Raw genomic sequence first — 26,364 nt, 5'->3', positions numbered from 1 at the left:
GTTTTTTAATAGGAAATACCTACTCGGCTATTCTCATATTTGTTTTTACTACATAGATTCCACGTAAATTGCGCTGTATCACCAACTGTTATTTTTGCTCCTCCTTCTGGTAATACATCTTTTTCAGTTCGATATATACCTGTCACATCACCGTCAATTAAATGCGTCGGACAAACGACCGTCCAGCATAAATTACTACTACTAAGTATCTTATATGCAGCTAAATGCTCTTCTGCTGCTGTTGTCGACTTTCTCTTTGATTCCGTTGATTGAAAACGATATAAATTTAGATTTGTTCTTGCTTGTAAAATACCGGCTGTTCCTATTGTAATGATTTTACGAACTCCTTCTTCTTCCATTTTCTTTATAATTTGTGGCATACTCTTCGCTAACGTCCCATTTTGATCCGTTCCAAGTGCACTAATTACTATATCGCTTCCTTCTATCGCTTTCTTTATATCATTTTCATTTAATACATTACCTTCTATAACTCGTAATCTTTCATGGTTTATTTCTACTCTACTTGAATCACGCGCTAATGCAGTCACTTCTACTGAATCTTTTAATGCTAATTTAATTATGTTTGAACCTACTCGCCCTGTTGCTCCCAATATGCATACTTTCATTTGTTTTCCCCCTCTTTCATTCTTTCTCTATTTTTCAATAATCTCAATCAATTTACAACAAAAAAGCTTCCTCACATAAAAGAGGAAGCTCTATTCTTACATTATTTCTTTTCTTTAGAATCCGTAGACTTCTCAGTTCCACTTGTTTCTTTATCCTTTTTATCCTCTTGTTGTGTTGTTGTATCGTCTTCTTTCTTCTTGTCCTCACCTTTACTACAACCTACCATTAATAAAGAACTTGCAAGTGCCATAGCAGTTAATGATTTAACCCATTTGTTCATTTGCGTTTCCTCCTTTTGATAGAATATGTACAATCCCATATTACTCTTTATTTTTAAAGGAAAGATTGAAAAATAGTAAATAAACGGTAAATATTTGTAAATTTTCTGATAATATATATAGTCATTTTTTCTCCACAAAAAGTAAAAAACTAAGGCGCCTATCTTTCCGCCTTAGTTTCTTATACAAACTTCTCCTTTTCATATACATGTTTAATCTTATACTCTTTCTTCACGACATATTGCCATACACTATAGGCATAACGATTCATTTTCAGGAAGCAGTTTTCTAAAAACGAGCGAAATTCTGGATTTGCAACTTCAACTGCCACTTGAGCAAACTTTAACGCTAACCGTTTCAAATGCGAAATATAACAAGTTGCAATATAAATATCACCTGTATATTTACTATCAGTTTCCTTTTCCATTTCATGAAAATGAAATGAAATTGGTTCACAAGTTATATGCTGTACATTCTCTCCTTCTTGAAAATTCACTTGTTCATTATATGCTTGCAACATATATGGTAAATGATGCTGTAATAGCTCCTTTAATTCTTCGTCTCTTACCTGTCCTGTATACTCCCCAACCTTATATATAAGCATATAACTATACCTCATCAATTCTTTCATACAATCCATGAAAGTGCCTCCCTACTTTTTGTCTATATGCTATAAATATGATGCTATAACATTTGCTATTCTTGCTAAAAACCAATCCCATTTACTAATTTTCTCAAAATCTTCTTCCGAAAATCTTTTTGATTTATGGAAGTCTTCTTTTAGTCGATCCCATACGTCAGCAACAACTGTTTTATCATATACGACACAATTAGATTCACAATTTAAATAAAAACTTCTATTATCAAAATTCGCTGTACCTATATCAACAATTTCTCCATCAATGATTGTTACTTTCCCGTGAAAAAAACCATTCCGATATTGATAAATCTCCGCTCCAGCATGGTTCATCTCTCTCAAATACGGGTAGGCAGCTTGTTTTAACAATACTGCATCACTTTTAAATGGTACGAGAATTTTCACATTGACACCGCGGTTTAATGCACCTTTTAACTCTTTCATCATTTCTTTACTTGGTACAAAATATGGTGTAGCAATAATTAAAGACTTTTTAGCCTGCTTTAAAAGCGCTCCATATTTTTCCCATAACCCTTTTCCATCTGAAAATAAATATTGATATTTTACATTCCCAATTGCAGGTAGACTTTCATGTACAGGCATTTTTTCTCCTGTATCTTCTTTCCAGTCAGCAGCAAATTGTCTTTCCATATCCGTGGCACCATTCCCAATGACTCGCACATGATAATCACGCCACGGGCCAAATTTCGGATCTTGTCCAAGGTATTCCTTTCCAATGTTAAAGCCGCCGATATATGATACTTTTCCGTCTATCGTAACAATTCGTCTATGGTTTCGCTGATGCAACGAATAGAATAAATGTTTCAATTTAGGTTTTTTACTAAACGTAAACTGGACACCGTTGCTTTGTAGTTGACGAATTGTCTTTTTCTTCAGCTTATATCCACCTATTCGATCGACTGACAATTTCACTTCTACTCCGCTAGATGCCTTTTTCTCGAGCAACTGCAAAAACTCTTTGCTTATTTCATCTTTACCTACAATATAAAAATGGATATATATGTACTTCTCCGCATTACGTATATCCTCAAATAAATTCGTATATAACTCTTCACCGTTCGTATACAGTTGAAATTCACCTAATCGAACTTGTCCTACTTCATATTCACTAGCCATTTTTTTCCCCATTTCCACATCGATGTTCATCCAAATGAATACACCTATTACACAAAGGATTACAACGAAAAAGTGTTTCATGGATATTTTCCTTTCTCCACTTACTGTTATTTCTATATCTTCCCTTTTTTAATACAATATCATTCAAGAAAATATGTCATTGCATGATATATGTCCATATCAAACGATAGCTCATTTGCATATTGTATGTTGTATCTTAAAATAAAAGGAGGAAATAACAATGGGCTTCGCACATGGTAATGGATTCGCGCTATTAGTCGTATTATTTATCCTCTTAATCATCGTCGGTGCTGCTTGCTTCTGCTAAGTAGTTACAGTCATATGATATGTGGATGAAAAAACTATAAAAGCGGACACCTATTGTTAGGTGCCCGCTTTTCATATGAAAAACATTTCAGTCCGTTATAATACCTTTAACGACTTAATATTCAACTTAAAAAGTTAGTAATGTGGCTACTTTCTTACTCTCCGCCTTACGTATATGACGTTGTTCTGCACGCAATACAGCAATGCGATGTAATTCTTTCTCTTCTTCTGTTTCAGGAATTACTCGAGGAACTGGAACTGGATTGTTCTCCTTACTAAGTGCAACAAAAGTAACAAATGACGTTGCTGCGATGCGCTTCTCACCTGAAATTAAATCTTCTGCTACTACCTTCACAAATACTTCCATAGACGTTCTACCCGTCCAAATTACAAAGGATTCATAACTCACACAATCGGTAGAACGAACAGGATGTAAAAAATCTACCCAATCCATAGATGCTGTGACGCATTCTTTTCTTGCATGCCTCGTCGCTGAAATAGAAGCAACCATATCCATCTCGGCTAATATCTTTCCACCAAATAACGTATTATGATCATTTAAATCTGTTGGAAATACTCGGCTCGTTTTGAACACCCTTGATTCATTGGCCGTTTTCCCCTTTACTTCTGTCATTGTTATCACCCCTTTAATGATGTATCCCTAATATCTCAATAATCACTATACTAAATGAACTACACGTTTAATATTAACAACATTCAGAACTCTTAGTCCATAAAAAAGAACCGATGTTATCAATCGGCTCCTCTAAATACATATTGCTCTTTCGGTTGTTCAACTTTATTCCATTTCGTTACTTCTAAAACAGGAATATTCGCATGGAATGGCTGATAAAATTCCGTTGATATTTCTCCTTCAACTTGAATCCAATCATCATTGGTCCATTCTACCCCTTCTGGCTTTTTCACTAACATACCATATACACCAGAATCCGCTACACAATGTATAATACCGAAACGGAATAAGAAATATTGTTCTTTTTTAGAAGAATCATCTTTGAAAACAAACCCTTTAAAAGATAATTTCTTCCCAGTAAACTCGCCAGGATAATTATAAATTGTTTCCATCCCTTTTAAGAAATCTTCATCTTTTAAAGCAATACTATCTTTCGTAACAAACTCTTTCTTTCCTTTTTCCATTACACCACGGTATCCTTCTTTTCCGTAATATATACTCGTGTCAGGTCTTAGAAATTGCCTTGTCATAAATGGATCTTTACTTTCTGCTTGTACTACTGGAAAATGAAACCCTTTTGCCTTAACAATATCTGAATCTAACGTTGCAATCGGGAAAAACAAACCTGAGACTATCGGAAAACAAAACAATGTGTACGAAAATGCTTTTTTCCACCAAGTATTTTCATCTTTCGAATGATCATGCCCGCAATGGCTATGATTACAACCACAATTATGCTGTTCTCTTTCTTTTTGATGTTCTTTTTGGAAAACGATTATAATTTGAACAACAGTTAAAAAACCTAATATAATAGCTGCTGTTTTTGATAAGTAGGCATACTTCATATTAATATACTTCGTAATATTACCTGAAATATGAAGCTGCGCGATTAAGATTGTAAAACCTAATAATATATATGCTCGAAACATAACCTACCACCCCATCGCATAAATGAGTAGTGAGCTTGCATAAACAACAAGTGTAACTGTAACTGTAACGACAATTACAAATTTTGTTTTAAATGTCGCAAGCATCATAAACATATTTTTAATATCCACCATCGGTCCATATACGAGGAACGCGACAAGTGATGCTGTTGAAAATGTACTTTGGAATGACGAAGCAATAAATGCATCTGCTTCTGAACAAAGTGATAAAATGTAAGCAAGTCCCATCATAACAGCTGGTGAAGAAAACGGACCTTGTCCTATAGCAAGAAGTGTTGAAGTTTGTACGAACGTTTGAACTGCTGCTGCAATTAACGCACCTAATACTAAATATTTCCCCATTGAGAAAAATTCCTCAACAGCATGCGTACATACATCCCACATTTTTTTACGTAATGGACGCTTATGATTCACTTCTGGGAAGTGATCATCTCGTAATTGATGTTCTTTAAACATAAATGATAATATAATTCCAACGATAATTGCTACGATAATCGCTACAATAGAACGATACCATACCATGTGCATACTACTTCCAAAGGCAACGTATGTTGCAAATAATACGACTGGATTAATGATTGGTCCAGTTAACATAAATGCAATCCCGGCATATGGCGGAACCCCTTTTCCGATTAATCGCCTTACAATCGGAACGATTCCACATTCACAGCCTGGAAACATCATCCCTAAAAAAGTAGCCATTAAAACAGACAGAAATCGGTTTTTCGGCATCCATTTTGCTACCATATCTTCTGTAACAAACATTTGAATGAATCCTGAAATAAATACACCAATGAGCACAAAAGGAAGTGCTTCGATCAATATGGAGATAAAGATTGTATTCATTTGCAGGAATGCTTTCGGTAATTGAAACAATTCCATGATGTATTTCCTCCAACTTTTCATTAACAATATGTAATTTTAACCCTATTTCATTAATTGAACAAGACTTATACGAAATTCCCCTCTATCATATACATTACATTTCATAAGCTATATTCTATTCAAAACTTTCGATTTCATAGCAAAAAAGCTGCTCTAGCGCAGTTATATAACTATGCTAGAGCAGCTTTCTTATCGTTAAAAGTAACGTTTCTTCCAAAAAACAAATGCTAATGTGAAAGATAGTGTTACACATATTATAAGTACAATTACAAAACCGTGCGCTTCCCCTTCAAACGGAACTTTTACGTTCATTCCAAAGAAACTAGAAACCATCGTTGGTAACGATAAAATGATTGTAATAGACGTTAACAGTTTCATAACACTATTTAAGTTATTTGATATAACGGAACTAAAAGTATTCATCATTCCACTTAAAATGTGACTATATATTTCCGCCATTTCAATAGCCTGTTTATTTTCAATTAATACATCTTCTAATAAATCTTGATCGTCTTCATACATTTTTAAAAATGTACTGTTACGCATTAACTTTTGAATTACGATTTTATTCGCCTTTAATGATGTGGTAAAGTAAACTAAACTTTTTTCAAGACCTAGCAATGTGAAAATCTCTTTATTTTTCATCGACTGATTTAATTGATGCTCTAAATCAATTGTTTTTCTGTTAATTTGCTTTAAGTATCTTAAATAATAAGTAGAAATCGTATATAAGAGCTGAAGTGCAAATCGTGTCTTTTTAAACGTATAAAATTCTTTAATACGTTGATTAATAAAACGTTCAAATATTGGGTTTTCCTCTAAACAAATTGTCACAAAACAATCTGGCATAACAATCATACCTATTGGAATCGTGTCATAAATCGAATTTCCTTCTTCATCATGTCTAACTGTTGGAATATCCACGATTATTAAAGTATTACTGTCTTCCTTTTCAATACGAGAACGTTCTTCATCATCTAAAGGGTCTTTAATGAAATCTAAGTCTACATTTAAAGTTTGTACTAGATATTGAATTTCTTCTTCCGTTGGATGAAGTACATTAATCCAGCAACCCTTTTGCATTTCCTCAATCTCTTGTAGTTTTCCGTTTCGGTCTGTTAAATAAATATTTAACATACTATCACCCCGATTCTTTTTACATGTAGGAATCTACCTCTCTTACATAACAGTTTTTGAACCGCCATTCTCAGCATATGAAACATACGTTTAAATTTCAATAGAAAAATTATTTTGAAAACGTTTTTACAAGAAAAATATTTTAAACAAAGAAAAAGACAGAGCGCTCTCTGCCTTAAAAAGCTTATGTTGCCTTTATAACATATTTAGAAAGCATCCACAAGTTAAAGCCAACTGAAATCGTGTAACCAGCGTATGTTGAAATAATAAAACTTACATAATCGAAATACGGAAGCAATACAATATTTAAAACTATCTTTACAATAATGCCAATCACTAACCCTAGCACCGTTTTCTGTTGCTGATTGATTCCTTGGAGCATCGCAGCTGTTACTGTAAAAAGCGAAAATAGTATACAGGCAGGAGCGTAATACTGTAAAATAATACTTCCCATCTCTGGATCATTTCCGGCGCCGAATAAAAGAGTATATACCGGTTTTGCTAACATCATCATTCCAATCGCCGCTGGTACCGTAATACCTACTACTAATAGATTCGTCCTCGTAAAATGTTTGTACAGCAACTTCACATTTCCTGCTGTATAAGCTTTTGTCATCTCAGGTACGAGTGACATACTAAAAGCAGTCGCAACGGAAACTGGGATAAGTACAACCATCTGAACAAGTCCAATTATTGCATTAATCTTCTCTGCTTCTCCTTGCATATATCCCATTTGTATAAGCAATTTATTAATTGTAAATGTGTCAATCGTCTGATACAACGGAATTGCTAAACCAACCACAACAAATGGTATTGAATATGTAAAGAGCTCCTTATAGAGTGAGAAAAAAGATTTCGTTGTTTGTGGTATACTTGCCATTTCTTTTTTCTTTAAGTGCTTTCTCCTCCTTATGTAATACGCACTTAAAACAGTTAGTCCACCTATCGCTCCCATAAAAGCACCGAATGTTGAAATACCAACAGCTAGTGAGATAGAAGCTTTTAAAATATATATAACGACAAAGCTTCCTATCAAGATGGTTAATACCCGAAAAAATTGCTCTACAACTACACTTAGAGCAGAAGGCCCCATCGATTGGAACCCTTGAAAAAAGCCCCTTAATAAACTCATGACTGGTACAAGTATTAACGCAAAACTTACAATTTGAATATTAGTAGTGACCGCCGCTATACTATTCCCCGTTTGATCATTTCCATCGATTACAAGTTTAGCCAAATGCGGAGCTAGCATATACAACGTAAAACACGAAATAATTCCCATTATAAACATAAAAACAATTCCACTTTTCAGCACTCTCTTAACCGTATGATAATCATTTAGTTGATCATATTTTGATACCATCTTTGAAACTGCAAGTGGTAGTCCCATCGTCGCAATGCTGAGCATAATTGTATATGGACGATAAGCATACGTGTATAAAACGTACCCACTCGTACCGACCATAGCTGTAAATGGTATAACATATATAAACCCTAACATTTTAGATATCATCGTTGCCATTGTTAAAAATATCGTTCCACGTATAAACGGTGACCCTTTCATCACATTCCCCCGCTACACTTTATTATTACACATTATGGACAACTCTTTTTTTTTAGAACCGAAACAAGTAAAAAAAGCCAATGAAAAATCATTGACTTTAACGCGCTGCTTTTTTCTTTTTGAAATACTTTAAACCGAAGTATAGAGCAATAAAGAGAATCGCTCCTATAATTATGTAATGTGTGTAATCAGATGCATATTCTTTAATATGTCGCCAATTTCCACCAAGCTTTTCACCTAAATATATAAATAGTATTGACCACGGAATAATCGCAACTACTGTATACAGTGTGAATAGTTTTAATGGCATCTTAGCTAATCCTGCTGGAATAGAAATTGCATGACGTACGACTGGGATAAAACGTGCCGAAAAGATTACGCCTGCTCCGTAACGCTTAAACCAATTTTCTGCTATGTCTAAATGGTGTTTATTAATAAGCAGATATTTCCCATATTTCTCTACAACTGGACGTCCTCCGTAGTATCCAAGCCAGTATAAAAAAATCTGTGCTAGCGTACCACCGATCGTTCCTGCAATAACAGCACCAACAAAACTAATTTTCTCCTCTGCCACTAAAAAACCGGCATATGAAAGTACAATTTCACTTGGGATAATTTCAATCATTAAACCGAGCGCTACCCCAAAATAACCTAAGCTTGCAAAGAACTGCAATAACTGATCTATTATGCTTGCTAACATTTTATTTTCTATCTCCTTTTTTCTTCACATACCATCCCATTATTACATAAAGGTTGCATTCTGCCAATATCTTCATTCCAACATTATTATCGGCATAAACATTATTAATCTATTACTATTTCTTTCTGCGGTTCTTTTATGTAGGCAAACATTTGTTTAATTTGCTCTTCTGTATTTCTAGCAATCGATAAATTAGGCAATTCATCCTCACCAAAAAACTCCACATCATCTGTTTCAATACTAGTTTTCTTTTCACCACCAATAATTTTACAGCCAATAAAAATTTTATATACATGCGTTGCTGAAGGCGATGGTTGATGTTTTTCTTTATCAAATATAGCGAGTAACTTAAAATGATCTACCTCATAACCTGTCTCCTCGAAAACCTCTTTTGCTGCTACTTCTGTCGGCGTATAACCGATATCAGCCCATCCACCTGGCAATGCCCATTTCCCATCACTTTTTTCTTTCACAAATAATAACTTTTCATTTTGAAAAACGACTGCTCTTATATCGACTTTAGGTGTTTGATAGCCTGTCTCGCTTGCAAATAACTTCTCTACAACTTCCCAATCTGTCTTAGTGTAATGTGACATCATCGAAATGGAAATATCCCGTAATTGTTGGAAACGTTCTATATCATACACATCCTTAGAATACGTTAAACCCGCTTGAGCTATAGATTGTATTTGTTTTGCCCACTCAATCCATTTTACCGTCATGTTTCCACATCCCCATTCTTTATTAAGTACATATTACGTCAATTCTACCAATACATCTTTATTATACAAAAAAAGAGATTGATAATGTTCCAATCTCTTTCAAAATTAATCCAATTCATGTAAATGATCTTGTATATACTTTCTTCTTTTATTTATATATTCCTCAATCATATCAGCTTCTTGATCAAATGTTTCTAATTTTTCTTTCATATATGGATCTTGTAGTAAATAAGGACGAATCGATTCACACAAACTTTCTACTTTCGGCATCATAAATGAAACGGTAAATTGTTCTGCTAATATTTCTTCTAAAATACTTCGGTATTGTTTTCTAAATATAGGTATATCTAACAATCTTGCACTTAACGTGTTATAACCTTGAATACGAATATACTCATGATTAAGTGGTCTCCCTTGTACATCTCGCCCCCAAGTCGCATCATAATCCCACGGTATCACTTCAAATAAGTTCGTTTCATCGTTATGATATAGTGCATAGTTATGAACAAAACCATCAAAGTTTTGCGTAAAAATGACGCCAGCTAACCACCTTAAATATTTGTCTACATGCAAAAACTTTCCAATTTCTTTTTCATAAGCTTCCCTTGACAAAGCGTTCGCTTGAAATACAAATTCACTCAGCTGTTCTTCACTATTTTCATTCGAATATTTAAATTCATAACCTGCAAAAAGCTCGGTCTTAACATCTTTATCTCTCTCACTCATTAAAGAAAAATTTGCATCATCATCTATCGCATAATAAATAGAACCACTCGGTAATCCTCTATTTTTCAAAAAGTTTTCATCAACTGATTCTAACTGTAAATATACACCTTGAATTTGACCATTAATTTTTATAAACACATGTTGTGATTTCGGTGAAAGTACACCAATATCATGAAAAAAGTCTAAAGATAATTTATTTCGTATGAGAGACGGATCCATAAACTCAGAATTTAAATGAAACTCTTTCGCACCTTGAAATTTTTTCGGCTTGTAAAACATAACATGATAAGATTTCTTCTCAAATTCACGAATATGAGCACCCCGGTATACGATATCAATGTCATACTTCTTTTTTCCATAAGTTAATTTTGCTGGCACTGGACTGTCTGACCAAATGTCTTTTTTCAATTCCACTAGGTTCATTGGATGAATAAAAAAATCATATGAAGGTAGCATATTTTCACATCCCTTCTCAGTTCTCTTCATTCAATGTATGCACTTTGCCTTGTCCATACATCCGCTATCAACCATTTATATAAAATTACACTCTTGTCCTGTTCAGAAAGATACCTATATACATATCCTGTTAATGAAAAAGAATACCTTTTCACCTGAATACATGATAAGGAGGATTTCTATGAAACGTGATATTAGAAAAGCTGTTGAGGAAATCAAAAGTGCGGGGATGGAAGATTTCTTACATCAAGATCCAAGTACGTTTGATTGCGATGATGATTGCACTACAAAAATAGACTGTAGCGAAGATTGTAACTGCCCTACAACAAAATGCACTCGCGTGAAACATTGTACGTTCGTTACAAAATGTACGCATGTTAAAAAATGGACATTTGTTACGAAATGTACGCGTGTTCGCATTCAAAAATGGACGTTCGTTACGAAAGTAACACGTAGAAAAGAATGTGTGTTAGTTACAAAACGCACTCGCAGAAAGCATTGTACGTTCGTTACAAAATGTGTACGCTTTGAAAAGAAATTTTACTGGACAAAACGATGTTACTGTAAAAAATGCGAATTCTTCCCTAATGGACACGGTGGCTCTTGCGACGATTCGTGTAACGATGGAAAGAAATGGAACGATTGCAAAGGTGGCGGACATAAATTCCCATCTTGCAAAAACAAGAAATTCGATCACTTCTGGTATAAAAAACGCAATTGCTAGTTTTTCATACAAAAAAGGCCGTTTTCACGGCCTTTTTTGTATGCTTACTGAAAATGACTTATATCTGCAAATTGCTTCACTTCACCTTTATCTTCTTCAAATTCTATAATACTCAAACTAGCACTATGCATAAATGGATCATCCCACACATTTTCTATTTCAATACCTGCAAAATGTCCTACAAGTAGCTTTGCCGCTGCCGCATGAGAAACAATTAATATACTTTCTCCTTTATGCTTTTCTAAAAGAATCTGCATCCCCTCAATTACCCTTTTATGAACAGCCTCAAAATTTTCTCCTGATGTTGACTGAAAAAGATGTGGTTCATACCAAAATAACTGTATGTCGTCTGGGTATTGCCTTTCTATATCATCAATGGTCTGTCCTTCCCATATACCCATGCTAATTTCATAGAAATGCTCATCCGCGATTATTGGTATATCACGTTCTCCCTTTATTAACTCTGCAGTATGAAGGGTTCTTTCACTCGGACTACTATAGATCGCATGAATAGATAAATCTTTCATTCGCTCTCCTAATTGCTTAGCTTGCAGTATACCATTTTCAGTTAAAGCAGAATTTTTCCGTCCTTGCATTCGCTTCGCTACATTCCATTCCGTTTCACCATGCCTTGTTACATATACCGTTGTCTTCACTTCAATTCCCCCTTACCATGTTGGCCGCAATTCCCACGGTTCTACTCGTCCTACAATCCATTCATTACATTTACTTTCAATTCCTTTTATTACCCCATCCGATATTTCTTCATGAGTAAGCCATCTTGCGTATGTATCTTCTAATATAAAACCTAAAATTATTCTATGATAGCTACATCGCGTACCGCCTATTTTTTGTGAGGCTATTCTCGACGCTTTATTGCCTAAAATATGAAAAACTTCGTATGTTTCAGACGACAAGTCTAATTCTCTACAAATAAGTGATAACGCATCTTTTGCACTTGAGTGTATCCATGCGACAACTAATGTTATTGGGCCATTCCGCTCAATTGTGCTTTTAATAGCTACCTTTACATCGTCATCATTATGATAATCTAACGGAAGGCATGTAATATTTTCTGGTATAGCACTCTCTCGTTTAACATTTTCTAATTTCACTTCATCTCTTCCAATAATAGAAACATGAAACTCTTGCTCACAAAGCCACATAGACACCCTCTTTAGCATTCCTGTTCCACCAATTACTAGCGCATGCAACTTCTTTTCCTCCTTAGTAAAATGTCATATGAGGTTTATCTTCCCTATAATAATTAAGTCTGTCTTGCAATGTCCCTGAATGAAATTCAAACTTATGCCCGTCTGGGTCAACAAAATAGATAGATTCACAATCCCTTACATCACGTTCTCTTCCTTTTAAAATATGAACATCATTTTCTTCTAATCGCTGCAGTAGACTTTCAAAGTCTTTCTGTTCAACAGAAAACGCAATATGTGTATAAGATTGATAAATCTCATTTCTCGGAATATGTATTTCTTCATTAAGTGCTACCCATACTCCACATATATTAAAATATGCAAGTTTTCTTCCTCTAACTAATAATTCTCCTTCCAATACTTTTTCGTAAAATTCAATAGAATCTTCTAGATTAGATACTGAAAAACAAAGATGATTGATTCCGTTTAACAACTATAATTCCTCCTATACAAATAAAAGATGAGCGAAAATTCACTCATCTTTTATTATACTATTTTTTTGTAATATATGCCCACTTATAACTGAAGTCCCCACCAAACGTATGATTCGCAATACCTTTTACGTACGGTTTCTCTAAATATGCTGTACTTTGTTGATACGTAGGAGAAATGGCAGCATCTTGACCAATTAAGATTTTTTCCGCTTCTGCAAGTGCATTCCAGCGTGCTTTATCATCTTTTAATAGTTCTCCTTTTGACTTCGCTACTAACTCATCATACTTCGGATTAGAATAATCCATTTCATTAAATGAGCTTCCAGTAACAAACATATCAATATAAGTCATTGGATCTGGATAGTCTGGACTCCATGCAGATAAAGAGAATTCATATTCAAATTTCTTTTCTAAATCTAACTTCTGTTTATATGGCTGTTGTTTTAAATTCACTTTAATACCAGGTAAATTTTTCTCTAACTCTTCTTTAATAAAGTCTCCTACTTTTTTACGACTACCGTTATCATCATTTAGTAATTCGACTGTAATTGTATCTTGGCCAAGTTCTTTCTTTGCTTCTTCCCATAACTTTTTCGCTTTTGCTGCATTATCTTTACTGTCACGGAAATTTTTATTTACAGTACGGAAATCTTTCCCATCTGGTCCTGTCGTAAATTTTTCAGGTACTAAGAAATATGCTGGCAATGATCCGTCATTTAAAATAACATTTGCAATTCCTTTTTTATCATATGCTAGGTCAATTGCTTCACGAACTTTTTGATTTTTAAACGTTGCATTTTTTTGGTTAAATCGTAAGAAATACATACGTGGATCTAACTTCGTTTTAAATTCATCTGGCTTATTCTTTTTATATTTATCAACAAATTCAGAAGTTAAAATAACACGGTCCGCTTGATCACTATCATATAAATTTACTCCTGTGCTTGTTTCCTTCACAATATTCACATTAATTTCTTCTAACTTCACAGTATCTTTATCCCAATAATTAGGGTTTTTCTTTAACTGATAACTTCTTTCATGTTTCCATTCACTCATCGTAAACGGTCCATTATATAATAATTTATCTGCTTCTAATCCGTATTTATCTCCTTGTTCTTTCACATATTTTTCATTTAAAGGGAAGAATGTTGGGAATGAAGTAAGCTCAAGGAAATATGGTGCTGGTTGTTCTAATTCTACTACTAACGTTTTATCATCCTTCGCTTTCACTCCTAATTGATCTAACGGTAACTCTCCTTTATTTACTTTCTGTGCATTTTTCACATCAAATAAAATAAATGCATACTCAGCTGCCGTTGCTTTATCTAATGTACGTTGCCATGCATATACAAAATCTTGTGCTCGAACTGGATCACCATTTGACCATTTCGCATCACGTAATTCAAATGTATATGTCTTTTTATCTTCACTAATTTTCACGTCTTTTGCCATACCTGGAGTTGGTTTATTATCCTTATCCAAGCGATATAATCCTTCCATTGCATTTACAAAGGCACGGAATGATACAGAGTCTGTTGATTTTGACGTATCCATTGAAGGAATTTCTGCTGTTTCTAGTAAGTTTAATACTTGCTTATCTGCTACCCCCTTACCTGCTTCTTTCTTCGTTGTAGATGCCTTCTCCCCATTTCCGCAACCTGCAACTAATACGCTAGTCGATAATGCAACTGCAGCAATCGTTGTTGCCTTTCTCTTCATTGTTCCTTCCCCCAATCTATATGTATAAAGTGAAACTTTAATCAGTGGGGGGTTCTTCATCCCCCACTGATTATTAGTTGAACCAATCGGGCTTTTATGGGCAGTTGCCCCCCCACCTAACTTCTTTACTTTCACTGAATTTTGAGGTGGGGGTCTTACTGCCCATTAAAGCGGGATAAATGAAAGCCAGTATAATACATATTATTATACAAAAGATTCAGATTATTTCAAATATTATTTTCGTATATACAAAAAAAGAAGCGGATAGAGAGCTCTACTATCCACTTCTTTTTCTATTTCTTTTACTTGTAATCCATCCTCTATGTCAAATGGATTTTGAACTTTAAATATTTCGTCCATTATCTTTAAAAATTCTTCCTCATTTTTAGATTCGCCATTAATCATAAGTGAGTATGGCTCGATCTCACCCAATTTATAATCAACAACAAATTGGATCGTAACCTTTTTCTTCGACATATCCGGACTATCCCCTTGGAACTCTACCAATTCTAATCCTTCAGTGCCACGATAATATGCCCAACCCGGATTTCTAAAATAATTTTCAAACGATTCACCAATTGAAAAGAATGGATATTCATATAGCGAGCTTGTACGAACTTTTTGAATAATATCTCGATCAGTCGGGAAAAAGAAATGGCTGATAAAAATACTAGCAACCGCTAAAATCGTAACAATTGTTGCTCCCATTTTACTCGTTCCACCACTATCACGAATGAGGTACTTTTCAACCGATTCATCTTGAATTTCTCGTGCTTTTATTCGATATATACGCCTTTCTGCAAATTGATAATATAATCCATTCGCAAAAATCGCCATTCCAAATAAAATAAAAACGAGTAATAGAAACGTAAGAGGCACCATATTAATGATCGGCAATGCTACGTTGAAGCCCATATAATAAGAAAACGCATCACACGCTAATAATAACGATACAAATAAAGCTGCAGGTAAATAATACTTACGATATCCGAGCCAACCTACATTGAAAATAGCTGCCCAACCATTCCAGCTCCACCTAGCAATCCGCTTTTCCTCAAGCTCCCATTTCCTTTTGTAATACGGATATTGTCTCCCTACATATACTTCTAATTCCTTGTCTATTAGCGAACTTCCTTCACTCTGTTCAGTATGCAAAGTCCGCTGGCAACTTTCACAATTTAACTGATTTCCCTCGCAAAGTTGCCCACAATTTATACATTTCAAAACAATCCCTCTTCCCATCCATACGTCATTTCAAAATACCTTCGTGTTTTAATAACCACTCTTTCCTCCATAAACCGCCCGCATACCCAACAAGTTTCCCGCTCTTTCCTATTACACGATGACACGGAACGATTATTGAAATCGGATTGCGACTATTTGCTCCTCCTATGGCTCGTACAGCTTTCGTATTTCCGACTTTCTCTGCAATATCTAAATATGAAGCACTTACGCCATAAGGAATCGTATAGAGCGCATCCCATACTTTTTTTTGAAATGCTGTTCCCTCAGCAGACAACGGGACTGTGAACTCTTTTCTATTCCCCTTAAAATATTCATCTAGCTCATTTATACATTGATCTATCATTTCATTTATATGTTCTTCTTGTCTCTCATCAACAAATATAACAGACGTAATTCCTTTATCGTTCGCTGTAATTTCTAGCAAGCCTAATTCACTTTCATAATAAGCTTGGTACATATGTCATCCTCCAATTCAATTCATATTCATTATTGTAACACGAATAGACAAAATTTTTCGTATAAGCGTTTTATTCGAGAAACAAAAATGAGAATGATACAATGTAAGAAAATTCAATCTAGGAGGCTATTGGATGAATTACAAACTTTTTTCACCTTATACAATTAAGGATGTTACATTAAAAAACCGGATTGTTATGTCACCTATGTGCATGTATTCATCGGAAAACGGGGATGGCCAAGTAACAAATTTCCATCTCATTCATTATGGAACAAGAGCTGCCGGTCAAGTTGGTTTAGTTATGATTGAAGCAACAGCCGTGTTACCTGAAGGTCGAATTTCAAATAAAGACTTAGGCATTTGGGATGACAGTTTAATTGAAGGCTTACATAAAACGACAACTTTTATACACGATAATGGTGCAAAAGCTGCCATCCAACTCGCTCACGCTGGAAGAAAAGCAGAATTAGAAACAGATGCGTTAGCTCCTTCAGCCATTCCATTTAATGAAACAATGAAAATGCCAATAGAGATGAGCAAACACCAAATTAAAGATACTGTATTAGCTTTTCAGCAAGCTGCAGTACGATCCAAACAAGCTGGATTTGACGTTATTGAAATACACGGTGCTCACGGTTATCTTATTAATGAATTTCTTTCTCCACTTACCAATAAGCGGACTGATGAATATGGTGGTTCACCTGAAAACCGCTATCGTTTCTTACGCGAAATCATTGACTCCATAAATGAAGTTTGGAACGGACCGTTATTTGTTCGTATTTCAGCAAATGATTATCATCCTGACGGGTTAACAGTTCAAGATTATGTTCAGTATACGAAATGGATGAAAGAACAAGGAGTAGATTTAATCGATTGTAGCTCTGGGGCTGTTGTACCTGCACGCATCGATGTTTATCCTGGGTATCAAGTACAATATGCTAAACATATTAAAGAACATGCTAACATTGCAACTGGTGCAGTTGGATTGATTACGACTGGGGCACAAGCAGAGCAAATTTTAAATAATAACGAAGCAGATTTAATTTTTATCGGACGTGAGTTACTTCGCAATCCTTACTTCCCACGAATAGCCGCCAATGAACTTGGCTTTGAGTTAGAAGAACCGTATCAATACGAGCGAGCGCCTGGGAAAATCAGTACAAATAAATAAAACCGAGAAGCTTTTCTTCTCGGTTTTATTTATTCTATCGTTGTAATTTCATTCGAATTATAAATGTGGATACCTGATTCTTCTCGCAATGCAGTTATATACATCCCTTTTGCCACATCTTTAGCTGAAATTGGTTTATACTTTTTGAAGGCTCCTTTAAATATAAAAGGAATCATACGAGATAATTTTTCCGCCATTCGTTCACCAAAGCGAAATTCTTGTCGATTTCCTACTAATAAAGATGGCCTAAAAATGTGAATACCACCGATTACTAACTTTTGCAATTCCTCTTCCATTCTTCCTTTCACTTGTGAATAAAAGAAAAACGATTTAGGATTCGCTCCCATTGAGGACACAACAAGGAAATTTTGCACACCTTGTTTTTCAGCTAAACAAGCCGCTCGTAACGTATATTCATAATCTACCTTTTTGAAATTAGCTTTCGTTTTTGCTTTTTTGATTGTTGTTCCTAGACAACTAAATACGTCATCTACAGCAAAGAACTCTTTATATTCCTCTAATGCCAAATAATCTACTTGCTTTTGCTGTAACTTTTCATGTTGCCATTGCATTGGTTCTCTTACAAAAATAGTAACCGAATCGTAGTAATCTGATTCAAGTAATAGACGCGTTATCTCTTGCCCAACTAAACCACTTGCACCAAGTACTAACGCTGTTCGCTTATTCATATATGCATATACCTCTTATTTTACTTTTCTCTCCTTTAGTAACATACAACTTTTAGGAGTTTCCTTCTCTCATTTTACCACAAGTAAAGCACTATGCGTACGCATAGTGCTTTACTCAATCTTTTTTCTCATCTTTCTCTCGTAATTTTGTTACGGTTGATGCATCTCCTAAATTACTTATTAATCTTCTTAAAAAAATTAAGACTACGGCTAATGGTAGTACTACCGCTAATATCAATAAAATAGCTTCCATTAAGTAACCCAAATACTCATCCCCCTCTACACCCTCCTTTCATATATATGAACACTACGTTGTCACATATGCATGTATTCGCAAAAATAACACATCTATATTTGACAACTTTATAACAAAATCAAATCGGAATGATTATTATTTATTGCAACTTTATAAAAGATGTATTATACTAAGTTCGCAAACTAAAACGTAATTATTCCGTTTTGTATTAAAATGATATTTTTCTTCTATAATTGGGGAAAATATATCCGTAAAAAAAGAAAAGAGGAGAACTTCATGCCTAAAAGATTGACTATACTTTCATTCTTACTTATTTTCACTTTAATTTTTACTGGCTGCTCAAATACAAAAGAAGGTAATGCCAAGAAAGACGGAAAGCTAACTGTTTATACAACTATTTTTCCTCTTGCAGATTTTGCAAAAAAAATTGGTGGTGACTATGTAACTGTTGAAGCAATTTACCCACCTGGTGCAGATTCTCATACATTTGAACCAAGTCAGAAACAAACAGTACAAGTTGCAAAAGCCGATTTATTCGTTTATAACGGCGCTGAATTAGAACCATTTGCTGAAAAAATGGAAAAAACATTACAAAAAGAAAACGTTAAAATTGTAAATGCATCAAAAGGTATTGAACTGCGTACTTCTACTGAAGAAGAGCATCATGATCACGGAGACGGCCATAAAGAGGATGAACATCATCACGATAAAGACCCACACATTTGGTTAGACCCTACTCTAGCAATGAAACAGGCAGAAAAAATTAAAAATGCACTTGTAGCATTACAACCTGACCATAAACAAGAGTTCGAAAAAAACTTCGCAGCACTTCAAACAAAATTTACTGATTTAGATGATCAGTTTAAAGCAGCAGTTGCGAATGCAAAAACGAAAGATATTTTAGTTTCTCATGCGGCTTATGGATACTGGGAACAACGCTATGGCCTGAAACAAATTGCTATCGCCGGTATTTCAGCTTCTGATGAACCATCTCAAAAACAACTTGCTGACATTACAAAAACAGTAAAAGAACATAATCTAAAATATATTTTATTTGAAACATTTTCTACTCCAAAAGTAGCATCCGTTATTCAAAAAGAAACAGGTACAAAGATTTTACGCTTAAATCACTTAGCTACTATTTCTGAAGACGATGCGAAAAATAATAAAGATTACTTCACTTTAATGGAAGAAAACGTAAACACATTGAAAGAAGCTACTAACTAACCAACTTTTGATAAGAAGCTGAATACGACATTCAGCTTCTTTTTTATGTGTTTCTGCTTGACTTGACCAAAATAACAAGTAAAATTATCCATATTAGCTTTCAAGCTATATCAATTTAGAAGGTGAGTTGGAATTATGACTCTTCACATTTGTGAAGTAACAGAAAAAAATTGGCGTTCGGTAGCTGCTTTAAACGTCGCAAAAGACCAGCAGCAATTTATTGAAAGCAATGCGTTTTCTTTAGCAGAATCATTATATGAGGGAAACGGAACGTCAGTAGGTTTATATGATGGAGAAACACTTGTAGGATATGCAATGTATGGATGGTATTGTGAAAAACGTAAAAGCGTATGGTTAGATCGCTTTATGATTGACCAACAATATCAAGGAAAAGGATACGCAAAACGTTTCCTTCGCTTGCTCATTCAATTCTTACAAAATAAATTTGAATGTAAAACAATTTATTTAAGTTTACATCCAGATAACAAACTTGCAATGGGATTATATGAATCATTTGGATTCCGTTTAAATGGCGATATTGATGATGAAGGCCCTGTTGTAGGTGTTGTAATGGAGTTACTTTTAGATGAACATACAAGCCTGTGAAAACAGGCTTTTTTATTATCCTTCATTTTTTGCAATCTAGCATTTTTCTACAAAGTGCTTAGTTAATCCAAAAATAAGCCTGCAATATGCGCAGACTTATTTCACACACTCCTCAAAATGTGCTTGGAACCATTCTTTATTAATATCTTTTCCGATGAAAACAACTTCACTTACTCGATCTTCGCCCTCTTGCCACTCTCTATCATACGAAGCAGCAAATAACGTATGTACGCCTTGGAAAACGATACGTTTATCCACTCCATCAATCGATAAAATTCCTTTGTAGCGATATAAATATTCTCCTAGTTCTTGAACGACAGCTGACATCCACTCATTTAGTTTTTGTAAATCTAACGGACGCTCTTCGCGTAGTACAAACGATTTTACACCTTCTAAATGATTATGCTCTGTATGAGGATAAATTTGTAACGTATCTTTCGTTTTAAACGTTTGAATTTGTAGTAACGATGGAATATCCACATCACAATTAGTCGACTGAATTAACTTTGCAGTCGGGTTTATTCCTTGAAGTTCATGTAAGAGATTTTCTTTTTCACTCTCTTCAATTAAATCTAACTTATTCACTAATACAACATCAGCAAATGCAATTTGTTCTTTTGCTTCTAGCCCTTTTTCAAAATGTTTATATATATGATAACTGTCTACTACTGTTACAACACCGTTAATTTGGTATGCAGATTGAATAACAGGATCTAAAAAGAATGTTTGAATAATAGGACCTGGATTTGCAAGACCAGTCGTTTCAATTACTAATCCATCAAAGTCCATTTTCCCTTCTGCTTTTACGTCCAGTAATTGTTTTAACGCAACGAGTAAATCCTCACGTACAGTACAGCACAAACAGCCGTTTGTCATTTCCATAATTTCTTCTTCAACATTCATAATCAACTGATTATCAATACCAATTTGCCCGATTTCATTTACGATCACCGCTAATTTCTGACCGTGATTCTCTGATAAAATACGATTTAATAATGTCGTTTTCCCTGATCCAAGAAAACCAGTTAATATTGTTACTGGAATCATGCCTTACATCTCCTTATAGCTATATGTTTCTACATTATAGCACATAGAAAAAATCGTTTTTATAGCAAAACATATTTATTGTTTGTACGCCCCTCAAACTATATAATAATATGTAGTAAGAAAGCCTTTTCAAAATAATAATCATTCATCAAGGGGGTACTTATAATGGAACGAGTTCAAATGGCCGAAACGCTAGAATTTTCTCGTATTATTCAAGGGTTTTGGCGTTTAGCAGAATGGAATATGACGAAACAAGAGTTACTTTCTTTCATTGAAGATTGTATGGATATGGGAATTACTACTTTTGATCACGCTGATATTTATGGCGGTTATACGTGTGAAGGACTGTTCGGAGAGGCATTACAACTAAAGCCTTCCTTACGCGAAAACATGCAAATCATCACAAAATCTGGAATCGCTCCCCCATCACCGAAATTTCCAGAGCGTTATGTTGCTCACTACAACACTAGTGCAGAACATATTATTCAAAGCGCAGAAGCTTCACTTAAAAATTTACATACAGATTATATTGACGTATTACTTATCCATCGTCCTGATCCTTTCATGGATCCAAATGAGGTGGCAGAAGCGTTCTCTCGCTTAAGACAAGAAGGAAAAGTTCGTCATTTTGGTGTATCTAACTTTTTACCTTCCCAATTCAATATGTTAAGTTCATACTTAGATTTCCCGCTTATTACGAACCAAATTGAAGTATCAGCTCTGCAACTTGAGCATTTTGAAAAAGGAACACTTGATTTATGTCAGGAAAAACGAATCAATCCAATGATTTGGTCACCTCTTGCTGGCGGAGAAATCTTTACTGGTCAATCAGAACGTGCTGTACGTGTACGTGAAACTGTGCAAAAAGTCGCTACTGAGCTAGGTGTTTCTAGTATCGATACGGTTATGTATGCTTGGTTACTTGCACATCCAGCTAAAATGTTGCCAATCATCGGCTCAGGTAAATTAGATCGTGTTAAAACAGCCGCTCTTGCTACAAAAGTTAACTTAGACCGTCAACAATGGTTTACAATTTTCGAAAGCTCTAACGGACATCCTGTACCATAATGCACAAAAAGAAGAGCCGTTTCTCTACAGCTCTTCTTTTTCATATGTATTTCTAGTCATCGCAAATACACACATATCCCTTAATCCATTTCCATCTACTGCAACACTCGCACTTTCTAACGTACCTTCTAATTTAAAGCCCAATTTTTCAGGGATCGCTCTACTCTTCTTATTTAAAGCATCACAACGAATTTCTACGCGGTTTGCTTTCAGTTCAGAAAAAGCATAATCTTTTATCCCCTTTGCAGCCTCGACCATATAACCCTTTCCACTAAACCTCGAATCAATCCAATACCCGATTTCAAATTGTGGTATATCCCAATTAATACGATGCAATCCGCTAGATGCGATAAACTCGCCTGTTTCTTTCGAAAATACTAGTAACCTTAAATCCTCACGCTGTAAAAATTGAATATGTGACTTTCTAATGCTCACTTCTACTTCTTCCTCTGTTTGCTCTTTTTGTGCAAAAACCATCCATGGTTTTAATTCTTTCATAGAAGCTTGAATGGCATCGTATACAGCTTTACCATCACCCGGTTTCGGCATTCGAATCAATAGCCTTTCAGTATAAAATTCAGAAGGAAAATCGAATAATAACGGATTCACTTTCAACACTCCCTATAATTCTTTTATATATAATAATATCCATCTCAAACTATACAGTAAAGAAATTTCTGAATTTTATACATTTAATTCATTTACATCTACCGCAACACGAACGCCAGATTCAATTGCCCCTTGTATCCATCCGTGATATAACGTTGTATGGTCTCCAGCAAAGAATATTCTTCCCTCTGGTTTGACAATCGCTGGTTGCAACTCTGATTCTTGACCTGCCTGAAATAGAGCAAACCCTCCAAGTGCATATGGATCCAACGTCCAACTTTTTGATATACCAGATAAGAATTCATCATATACTTGACCACCTAATATCGTTGCTAAGTTTTGTAATGTGTAATAAATACGATCTCCCTTTGATAATCCATCCCATAACAACGCATCATATGACCACGTATAGCTTCCTAGCATCATTGCTGGTCCCTTTCCTCCAATTCCATAGCTTGGATAATAGGCGTAACGAATTGGCAAATCCGTTATAATTCTGCCACCTAATTGTCCTTGTTCTTCCCAAAATCGACTTTTAAATTGAATTCCTATTTTTGTCGCAGGCATATAATGCAATTCACGAATTGCTTTCCATTTCTCATGCGATATAGAATCAAATGGATCTACTTCTACAAACCGCATTGTTGAAAATGGAATGGTCACAATAACTAAGTCCCCTGTAATACTACTATATTCAAACGTTTCTTCGTTTCGATAGAAAGCTGTCACACCATTATCATGCTGATGTAGCTTCATTAATTTTTGATTATATATAATATCTTCCTCTAATTGTGGTAAAAAAGATTTTGGCAATCTATCATTCCCGCCTATTATTTCACAAAATCCGCTCTCCTCTTGCATAATGTATAAAAAACGTAATGTCTCAACGAATGACCTTTCTAAAAACCCTTCTAAATCCAACAAAACGCCAATCATCTCAATTGTTACTGGTGAAAAGTAAGTATTATATTGATAAGGGTGATATTTTAAAAATTGTCCTGTAGAGTATCTCCCAAAATCCTTTACTACAACATCCCAATTTTTCTCTGGGTTCTTTTTAATAAAATTTATAATAGGCTGTACCGCTAACAATAATAGCTCCTCAGACGTTTTCCCCACTTCATTCATTTCTACAGGATACTTTAATATACTTGGATCTTTTTCATATTGTTTTAATGTCGTTTTCCGGCCATTTACGTAAATAATATCAGTCTCATTCCTATTAATAAAAGGGCTTACCTGTAGCCCAAATTTTCTTATATATGCCATCGTTAATGTATGAGAATACGGAATTCTCATTGCCCCTACATCCAAATATAAACCGGTATCTTCCATTCTAACTGTCTCTATGCGGCCTCCTACCCGGTTGTTTGCCTCAAAAATCTTCACTTCATGTCCCGCAGCTTTTAATAAAGATGCCGAAATTAATCCAGCCATGCCGGCCCCTACTACAATAATTTGCTTCGGGCTCGTCGTCTTCTTTAATCCTTTATCTATAATTTTTAACGTTTCATCCATCTCCGTGTTATACATTATATCTTTCTGCACAATTCCACCCCTTACTTCATCAAATGGGCATTAGTCGTTTAGTGCATTTTATTCATAAATTTCCATAAACATAACAACAGAGCAAGTTGAATATTCACTAAAAATACATAAGAGATCGCTCTCACATCTCTTCACGCTTCGTATAATATAGCAACAGCAAATAAGGAGTGGTTGAAAATGAAACCAACTTACGACTACAATGCTACAAAGAAGTATTTAGAAGAAAAGAAACAACAGCTATGCAACAAACTTAGTAATATGCATCTATCTAAAAAAGAACGTGAACAACTAAAACTTGAGATTGATAACTACGAATATATTCTAAATGTAGTCGAAATGAATCATTATGAACGAGGATTTTCACGTTAAAAGTGGATATGTAATTTATCCACTTTTTATTTTGAGCATTTCATTACGCATTTTTCGTAAGTAAATATATAATAGGATGTACATTAAGATTGAGAGGTATATTCTATGATCAAATTAAGTGTATTAGACCAATCCCCTATTTCAGATGGTAGTACGGCAGCACAAGCTTTTTCACATACAGTTACGCTTGCGCAAGAAGTTGACAAACTCGGATATACACGCTTTTGGGTATCAGAACATCACAATTCTGTAAGCCTTGCTGGCTCAAGTCCAGAAATACTTATTTCTCATATTGCAGCGAAAACGGAGCGGATGAGAGTCGGTTCGGGTGGTGTCATGTTGCCACACTATAGTCCGTATAAAGTTGCTGAGAATTTCCGTGTTTTAGAAGCGCTTTATCCAAATCGTATTGACCTTGGTGTCGGCAGAGCACCTGGCGGTATGCCCATTGCAACTCGCGCGCTTCAAGAAGGAAAAATGGTCTCACTTGATCAATATCCAGAGCAAATTGCAGATGTTGCAATGTACTTACATGATCAAGTACCAGAAAACCATCATTATGCAAATTTAAAGGCTACTCCTGTAATTCCCACATCTCCTGACATGTGGTTGCTTGGCTCTAGCGGAGAGAGTGCAAAGATTGCCGCACAACAAGGTGCTTCTTTTGCATTCGCACAGTTCATAAACGGATACGGTGGACCCGAGGTAATGGAGGCCTATCAAAAACAATTCCACCCTTCCTATTTAGGAGATAAACCAAAATCAATCGTCGCTATTTTTGTTATTTGCGGTGAAACAACTGAAGAGGCGGAAAAAATTGCTTCTAGTTTAGATTTATCAATCTTATTACTAGAACAAGGAAAGCGTACAACTGGTACACCTTCTATTGAAACTGCACAAAATTATTCATACAGCGCCTATGATTTATTCCGTATAAAAGAGAATCGTCAACGTATGATCGTCGGTGATCCCTCTTCTGTGAAAGAACAAATCGTAAACTTAAGCAAAGCGTACAATACTGATGAATTTATGATTGTCACAATTACTCATCGATTTGAAGATAAATTAAATTCTTATCGCTTACTAGCGAATGCTTTTCATTTATAAGGATAAAAGGGAGATACATCCATTATGATGCATCTCCCTT

31 protein-coding genes are annotated in these 26,364 nt (G+C 34.9%); 8 read left to right on the top strand and 23 right to left on the bottom strand.

Features of this window, described 5'->3' with window-relative positions:
* Positions 1-5: 5 nt before the first annotated feature.
* The 4 genes from RTP99_RS03595 to cls form a co-directional block, all read right to left on the bottom strand.
* Positions 6-626, bottom strand: a complete 621-nt coding sequence (locus tag RTP99_RS03595; RefSeq protein WP_000861638.1) for an NAD(P)-dependent oxidoreductase — start codon at positions 624-626, stop codon at positions 6-8.
* 101 nt (positions 627-727) lie between these two features.
* Complete coding sequence (locus tag RTP99_RS03590; protein ID WP_001045960.1) at positions 728-907, bottom strand: hypothetical protein; 180 nt, start codon at positions 905-907, stop codon at positions 728-730.
* 179 nt (positions 908-1,086) lie between these two features.
* Positions 1,087-1,545 carry a spore coat protein gene (locus RTP99_RS03585; protein WP_000340558.1) on the bottom strand — a complete coding sequence of 153 codons (459 nt, stop codon included), beginning with the start codon at positions 1,543-1,545 and terminating at the stop codon, positions 1,087-1,089.
* Between the two features lie 30 nt (positions 1,546-1,575).
* A complete protein-coding gene (gene cls / locus RTP99_RS03580; protein ID WP_000680138.1) occupies positions 1,576-2,760 on the bottom strand; it encodes a cardiolipin synthase in 1,185 nt (394 codons plus the stop codon).
* Positions 2,761-2,920: 160 nt separating this feature from the next.
* Between cls and RTP99_RS03575 the strand changes: the two genes are divergently transcribed.
* The gene (locus RTP99_RS03575; RefSeq protein ID WP_000505094.1) at positions 2,921-3,007 is read left to right on the top strand and encodes a YjcZ family sporulation protein; all 87 of its coding nucleotides are present in this window, start codon (positions 2,921-2,923) and stop codon (positions 3,005-3,007) included.
* A gap of 126 nt (positions 3,008-3,133) precedes the next feature.
* Here RTP99_RS03575 and RTP99_RS03570 read toward each other — a convergent pair whose 3' ends face one another.
* The 8 genes from RTP99_RS03570 to cotH form a co-directional block, all read right to left on the bottom strand.
* Positions 3,134-3,640, bottom strand: a complete 507-nt coding sequence (locus tag RTP99_RS03570) for an acyl-CoA thioesterase (protein ID WP_000141171.1) — start codon at positions 3,638-3,640, stop codon at positions 3,134-3,136.
* 119 nt (positions 3,641-3,759) lie between these two features.
* Entirely contained in the window at positions 3,760-4,629 is an 870-nt protein-coding gene (locus RTP99_RS03565; RefSeq protein ID WP_000488039.1) for a TIGR03943 family putative permease subunit, read from the bottom strand.
* Positions 4,630-4,632: 3 nt separating this feature from the next.
* Positions 4,633-5,529, bottom strand: a complete 897-nt coding sequence (locus RTP99_RS03560; RefSeq protein WP_000418724.1) for a permease — start codon at positions 5,527-5,529, stop codon at positions 4,633-4,635.
* A 198-nt stretch (positions 5,530-5,727) separates the two neighbouring features.
* Entirely contained in the window at positions 5,728-6,669 is a 942-nt protein-coding gene (locus RTP99_RS03555) for a magnesium transporter CorA family protein (protein WP_000932390.1), read from the bottom strand.
* A 184-nt stretch (positions 6,670-6,853) separates the two neighbouring features.
* Positions 6,854-8,233: a putative polysaccharide biosynthesis protein gene (locus RTP99_RS03550; protein WP_011040245.1), complete on the bottom strand. Its 1,380-nt coding sequence runs from the start codon at positions 8,231-8,233 to the stop codon at positions 6,854-6,856.
* 97 nt (positions 8,234-8,330) lie between these two features.
* Entirely contained in the window at positions 8,331-8,933 is a 603-nt protein-coding gene (gene uptA, locus RTP99_RS03545) for an undecaprenyl phosphate transporter UptA (RefSeq protein ID WP_000881210.1), read from the bottom strand.
* 104 nt (positions 8,934-9,037) lie between these two features.
* Positions 9,038-9,655 (bottom strand): NUDIX hydrolase N-terminal domain-containing protein, encoded by a 618-nt coding sequence (locus RTP99_RS03540; protein WP_000216928.1) that lies wholly within the window; start codon positions 9,653-9,655, stop codon positions 9,038-9,040.
* Positions 9,656-9,760: 105 nt separating this feature from the next.
* Positions 9,761-10,837, bottom strand: coding sequence for a spore coat protein CotH (gene cotH, locus RTP99_RS03535; RefSeq protein ID WP_000937980.1), 1,077 nt, complete (start codon positions 10,835-10,837; stop codon positions 9,761-9,763).
* 181 nt (positions 10,838-11,018) lie between these two features.
* On the opposite strand from cotH, the gene exsB reads away from it, so the two are divergent.
* Entirely contained in the window at positions 11,019-11,561 is a 543-nt protein-coding gene (gene exsB / locus RTP99_RS03530; protein WP_000817473.1) for an exosporium protein ExsB, read from the top strand.
* Between the two features lie 44 nt (positions 11,562-11,605).
* On the opposite strand, the gene RTP99_RS03525 is transcribed toward exsB, so the two are convergent.
* The 6 genes from RTP99_RS03525 to RTP99_RS03500 all read right to left on the bottom strand — a co-directional run bounded on the left by RTP99_RS03525 (position 11,606) and on the right by RTP99_RS03500 (position 16,627).
* Positions 11,606-12,217 (bottom strand): phosphoserine phosphatase 1, encoded by a 612-nt coding sequence (locus tag RTP99_RS03525; RefSeq protein ID WP_000859178.1) that lies wholly within the window; start codon positions 12,215-12,217, stop codon positions 11,606-11,608.
* A 12-nt stretch (positions 12,218-12,229) separates the two neighbouring features.
* On the bottom strand, positions 12,230-12,775 hold the full coding sequence (locus RTP99_RS03520) for a short-chain dehydrogenase (protein ID WP_000543148.1): 546 nt from the start codon (positions 12,773-12,775) through the stop codon (positions 12,230-12,232).
* 13 nt (positions 12,776-12,788) lie between these two features.
* Entirely contained in the window at positions 12,789-13,205 is a 417-nt protein-coding gene (gene fosB / locus RTP99_RS03515) for a FosBx1 family fosfomycin resistance bacillithiol transferase (RefSeq protein WP_000931692.1), read from the bottom strand.
* Positions 13,206-13,263: 58 nt separating this feature from the next.
* Positions 13,264-14,925, bottom strand: coding sequence for a peptide ABC transporter substrate-binding protein (locus tag RTP99_RS03510; RefSeq protein WP_000823005.1), 1,662 nt, complete (start codon positions 14,923-14,925; stop codon positions 13,264-13,266).
* 234 nt (positions 14,926-15,159) lie between these two features.
* Positions 15,160-16,149, bottom strand: coding sequence for a DUF2628 domain-containing protein (locus RTP99_RS03505; RefSeq protein ID WP_041184661.1), 990 nt, complete (start codon positions 16,147-16,149; stop codon positions 15,160-15,162).
* A 25-nt stretch (positions 16,150-16,174) separates the two neighbouring features.
* Positions 16,175-16,627 (bottom strand): methylated-DNA--[protein]-cysteine S-methyltransferase, encoded by a 453-nt coding sequence (locus tag RTP99_RS03500; protein ID WP_000283887.1) that lies wholly within the window; start codon positions 16,625-16,627, stop codon positions 16,175-16,177.
* A 133-nt stretch (positions 16,628-16,760) separates the two neighbouring features.
* Between RTP99_RS03500 and namA the strand changes: the two genes are divergently transcribed.
* Complete coding sequence (gene namA, locus RTP99_RS03495) at positions 16,761-17,798, top strand: NADPH dehydrogenase NamA (RefSeq protein WP_001107020.1); 1,038 nt, start codon at positions 16,761-16,763, stop codon at positions 17,796-17,798.
* Between the two features lie 29 nt (positions 17,799-17,827).
* On the opposite strand, the gene RTP99_RS03490 is transcribed toward namA, so the two are convergent.
* Together RTP99_RS03490 and RTP99_RS03485 are read right to left on the bottom strand one after the other, a co-directional pair.
* Positions 17,828-18,487, bottom strand: coding sequence for an oxidoreductase (locus RTP99_RS03490; protein WP_001042754.1), 660 nt, complete (start codon positions 18,485-18,487; stop codon positions 17,828-17,830).
* A gap of 115 nt (positions 18,488-18,602) precedes the next feature.
* Positions 18,603-18,752: a hypothetical protein gene (locus RTP99_RS03485; RefSeq protein WP_000540926.1), complete on the bottom strand. Its 150-nt coding sequence runs from the start codon at positions 18,750-18,752 to the stop codon at positions 18,603-18,605.
* 267 nt (positions 18,753-19,019) lie between these two features.
* On the opposite strand from RTP99_RS03485, the gene RTP99_RS03480 reads away from it, so the two are divergent.
* Together RTP99_RS03480 and RTP99_RS03475 are read left to right on the top strand one after the other, a co-directional pair.
* Positions 19,020-19,970, top strand: coding sequence for a metal ABC transporter substrate-binding protein (locus RTP99_RS03480; RefSeq protein WP_001126183.1), 951 nt, complete (start codon positions 19,020-19,022; stop codon positions 19,968-19,970).
* 135 nt (positions 19,971-20,105) lie between these two features.
* Positions 20,106-20,576 (top strand): GNAT family N-acetyltransferase, encoded by a 471-nt coding sequence (locus tag RTP99_RS03475; RefSeq protein WP_000172424.1) that lies wholly within the window; start codon positions 20,106-20,108, stop codon positions 20,574-20,576.
* Between the two features lie 96 nt (positions 20,577-20,672).
* Here the strand turns inward: RTP99_RS03475 and RTP99_RS03470 are convergent, their stop codons facing one another.
* On the bottom strand, positions 20,673-21,623 hold the full coding sequence (locus RTP99_RS03470; protein WP_000613443.1) for a CobW family GTP-binding protein: 951 nt from the start codon (positions 21,621-21,623) through the stop codon (positions 20,673-20,675).
* A 165-nt stretch (positions 21,624-21,788) separates the two neighbouring features.
* On the opposite strand from RTP99_RS03470, the gene RTP99_RS03465 reads away from it, so the two are divergent.
* Entirely contained in the window at positions 21,789-22,691 is a 903-nt protein-coding gene (locus RTP99_RS03465; protein WP_000442802.1) for an aldo/keto reductase, read from the top strand.
* Positions 22,692-22,715: 24 nt separating this feature from the next.
* Here RTP99_RS03465 and RTP99_RS03460 read toward each other — a convergent pair whose 3' ends face one another.
* The gene (locus RTP99_RS03460; RefSeq protein ID WP_001068760.1) at positions 22,716-23,300 is read right to left on the bottom strand and encodes a GNAT family N-acetyltransferase; all 585 of its coding nucleotides are present in this window, start codon (positions 23,298-23,300) and stop codon (positions 22,716-22,718) included.
* Positions 23,301-23,375: 75 nt separating this feature from the next.
* Positions 23,376-24,848: a flavin monoamine oxidase family protein gene (locus RTP99_RS03455; protein ID WP_001168132.1), complete on the bottom strand. Its 1,473-nt coding sequence runs from the start codon at positions 24,846-24,848 to the stop codon at positions 23,376-23,378.
* A 177-nt stretch (positions 24,849-25,025) separates the two neighbouring features.
* Between RTP99_RS03455 and RTP99_RS03450 the strand changes: the two genes are divergently transcribed.
* A complete protein-coding gene (locus RTP99_RS03450; protein WP_000805517.1) occupies positions 25,026-25,217 on the top strand; it encodes a DUF3896 domain-containing protein in 192 nt (63 codons plus the stop codon).
* Between the two features lie 105 nt (positions 25,218-25,322).
* Positions 25,323-26,324, top strand: coding sequence for an LLM class flavin-dependent oxidoreductase (locus RTP99_RS03445; protein ID WP_000594030.1), 1,002 nt, complete (start codon positions 25,323-25,325; stop codon positions 26,322-26,324).
* Positions 26,325-26,364: the final 40 nt, after the last annotated feature.

Origin of the sequence: Bacillus sp. (in: firmicutes) (assembly GCF_031983925.1) — a bacterium.
Taxonomy (GTDB): domain Bacteria; phylum Bacillota; class Bacilli; order Bacillales; family Bacillaceae_G; genus Bacillus_A; species Bacillus_A pacificus.
Note: the sequence above shows the minus strand (reverse complement) of the source record. Positions and strands in the feature narration are given on the sequence as shown.

Excerpts from the sequence above, each read along its gene's own strand:
- RTP99_RS03595 (WP_000861638.1), bottom strand. The coding sequence starts at position 626 with ATGAAAGTATGCATATTGGGAGCAACAGGGCGAGTAGGTTCAAACATA.
- RTP99_RS03590 (WP_001045960.1), bottom strand. The coding sequence starts at position 907 with ATGAACAAATGGGTTAAATCATTAACTGCTATGGCACTTGCAAGTTCT.
- RTP99_RS03585 (WP_000340558.1), bottom strand. The coding sequence starts at position 1,545 with ATGGATTGTATGAAAGAATTGATGAGGTATAGTTATATGCTTATATAT.
- cls (WP_000680138.1), bottom strand. The coding sequence starts at position 2,760 with ATGAAACACTTTTTCGTTGTAATCCTTTGTGTAATAGGTGTATTCATT.
- RTP99_RS03575 (WP_000505094.1), top strand. The coding sequence starts at position 2,921 with ATGGGCTTCGCACATGGTAATGGATTCGCGCTATTAGTCGTATTATTT.
- RTP99_RS03570 (WP_000141171.1), bottom strand. The coding sequence starts at position 3,640 with ATGACAGAAGTAAAGGGGAAAACGGCCAATGAATCAAGGGTGTTCAAA.
- RTP99_RS03565 (WP_000488039.1), bottom strand. The coding sequence starts at position 4,629 with ATGTTTCGAGCATATATATTATTAGGTTTTACAATCTTAATCGCGCAG.
- RTP99_RS03560 (WP_000418724.1), bottom strand. The coding sequence starts at position 5,529 with ATGGAATTGTTTCAATTACCGAAAGCATTCCTGCAAATGAATACAATC.
- RTP99_RS03555 (WP_000932390.1), bottom strand. The coding sequence starts at position 6,669 with ATGTTAAATATTTATTTAACAGACCGAAACGGAAAACTACAAGAGATT.
- RTP99_RS03550 (WP_011040245.1), bottom strand. The coding sequence starts at position 8,233 with ATGAAAGGGTCACCGTTTATACGTGGAACGATATTTTTAACAATGGCA.
- uptA (WP_000881210.1), bottom strand. The coding sequence starts at position 8,933 with ATGTTAGCAAGCATAATAGATCAGTTATTGCAGTTCTTTGCAAGCTTA.
- RTP99_RS03540 (WP_000216928.1), bottom strand. The coding sequence starts at position 9,655 with ATGACGGTAAAATGGATTGAGTGGGCAAAACAAATACAATCTATAGCT.
- cotH (WP_000937980.1), bottom strand. The coding sequence starts at position 10,837 with ATGCTACCTTCATATGATTTTTTTATTCATCCAATGAACCTAGTGGAA.
- exsB (WP_000817473.1), top strand. The coding sequence starts at position 11,019 with ATGAAACGTGATATTAGAAAAGCTGTTGAGGAAATCAAAAGTGCGGGG.
- RTP99_RS03510 (WP_000823005.1), bottom strand. The coding sequence starts at position 14,925 with ATGAAGAGAAAGGCAACAACGATTGCTGCAGTTGCATTATCGACTAGC.
- RTP99_RS03500 (WP_000283887.1), bottom strand. The coding sequence starts at position 16,627 with ATGTACCAAGCTTATTATGAAAGTGAATTAGGCTTGCTAGAAATTACA.
- namA (WP_001107020.1), top strand. The coding sequence starts at position 16,761 with ATGAATTACAAACTTTTTTCACCTTATACAATTAAGGATGTTACATTA.
- RTP99_RS03490 (WP_001042754.1), bottom strand. The coding sequence starts at position 18,487 with ATGAATAAGCGAACAGCGTTAGTACTTGGTGCAAGTGGTTTAGTTGGG.
- RTP99_RS03480 (WP_001126183.1), top strand. The coding sequence starts at position 19,020 with ATGCCTAAAAGATTGACTATACTTTCATTCTTACTTATTTTCACTTTA.
- RTP99_RS03475 (WP_000172424.1), top strand. The coding sequence starts at position 20,106 with ATGACTCTTCACATTTGTGAAGTAACAGAAAAAAATTGGCGTTCGGTA.
- RTP99_RS03470 (WP_000613443.1), bottom strand. The coding sequence starts at position 21,623 with ATGATTCCAGTAACAATATTAACTGGTTTTCTTGGATCAGGGAAAACG.
- RTP99_RS03465 (WP_000442802.1), top strand. The coding sequence starts at position 21,789 with ATGGAACGAGTTCAAATGGCCGAAACGCTAGAATTTTCTCGTATTATT.
- RTP99_RS03450 (WP_000805517.1), top strand. The coding sequence starts at position 25,026 with ATGAAACCAACTTACGACTACAATGCTACAAAGAAGTATTTAGAAGAA.
- RTP99_RS03445 (WP_000594030.1), top strand. The coding sequence starts at position 25,323 with ATGATCAAATTAAGTGTATTAGACCAATCCCCTATTTCAGATGGTAGT.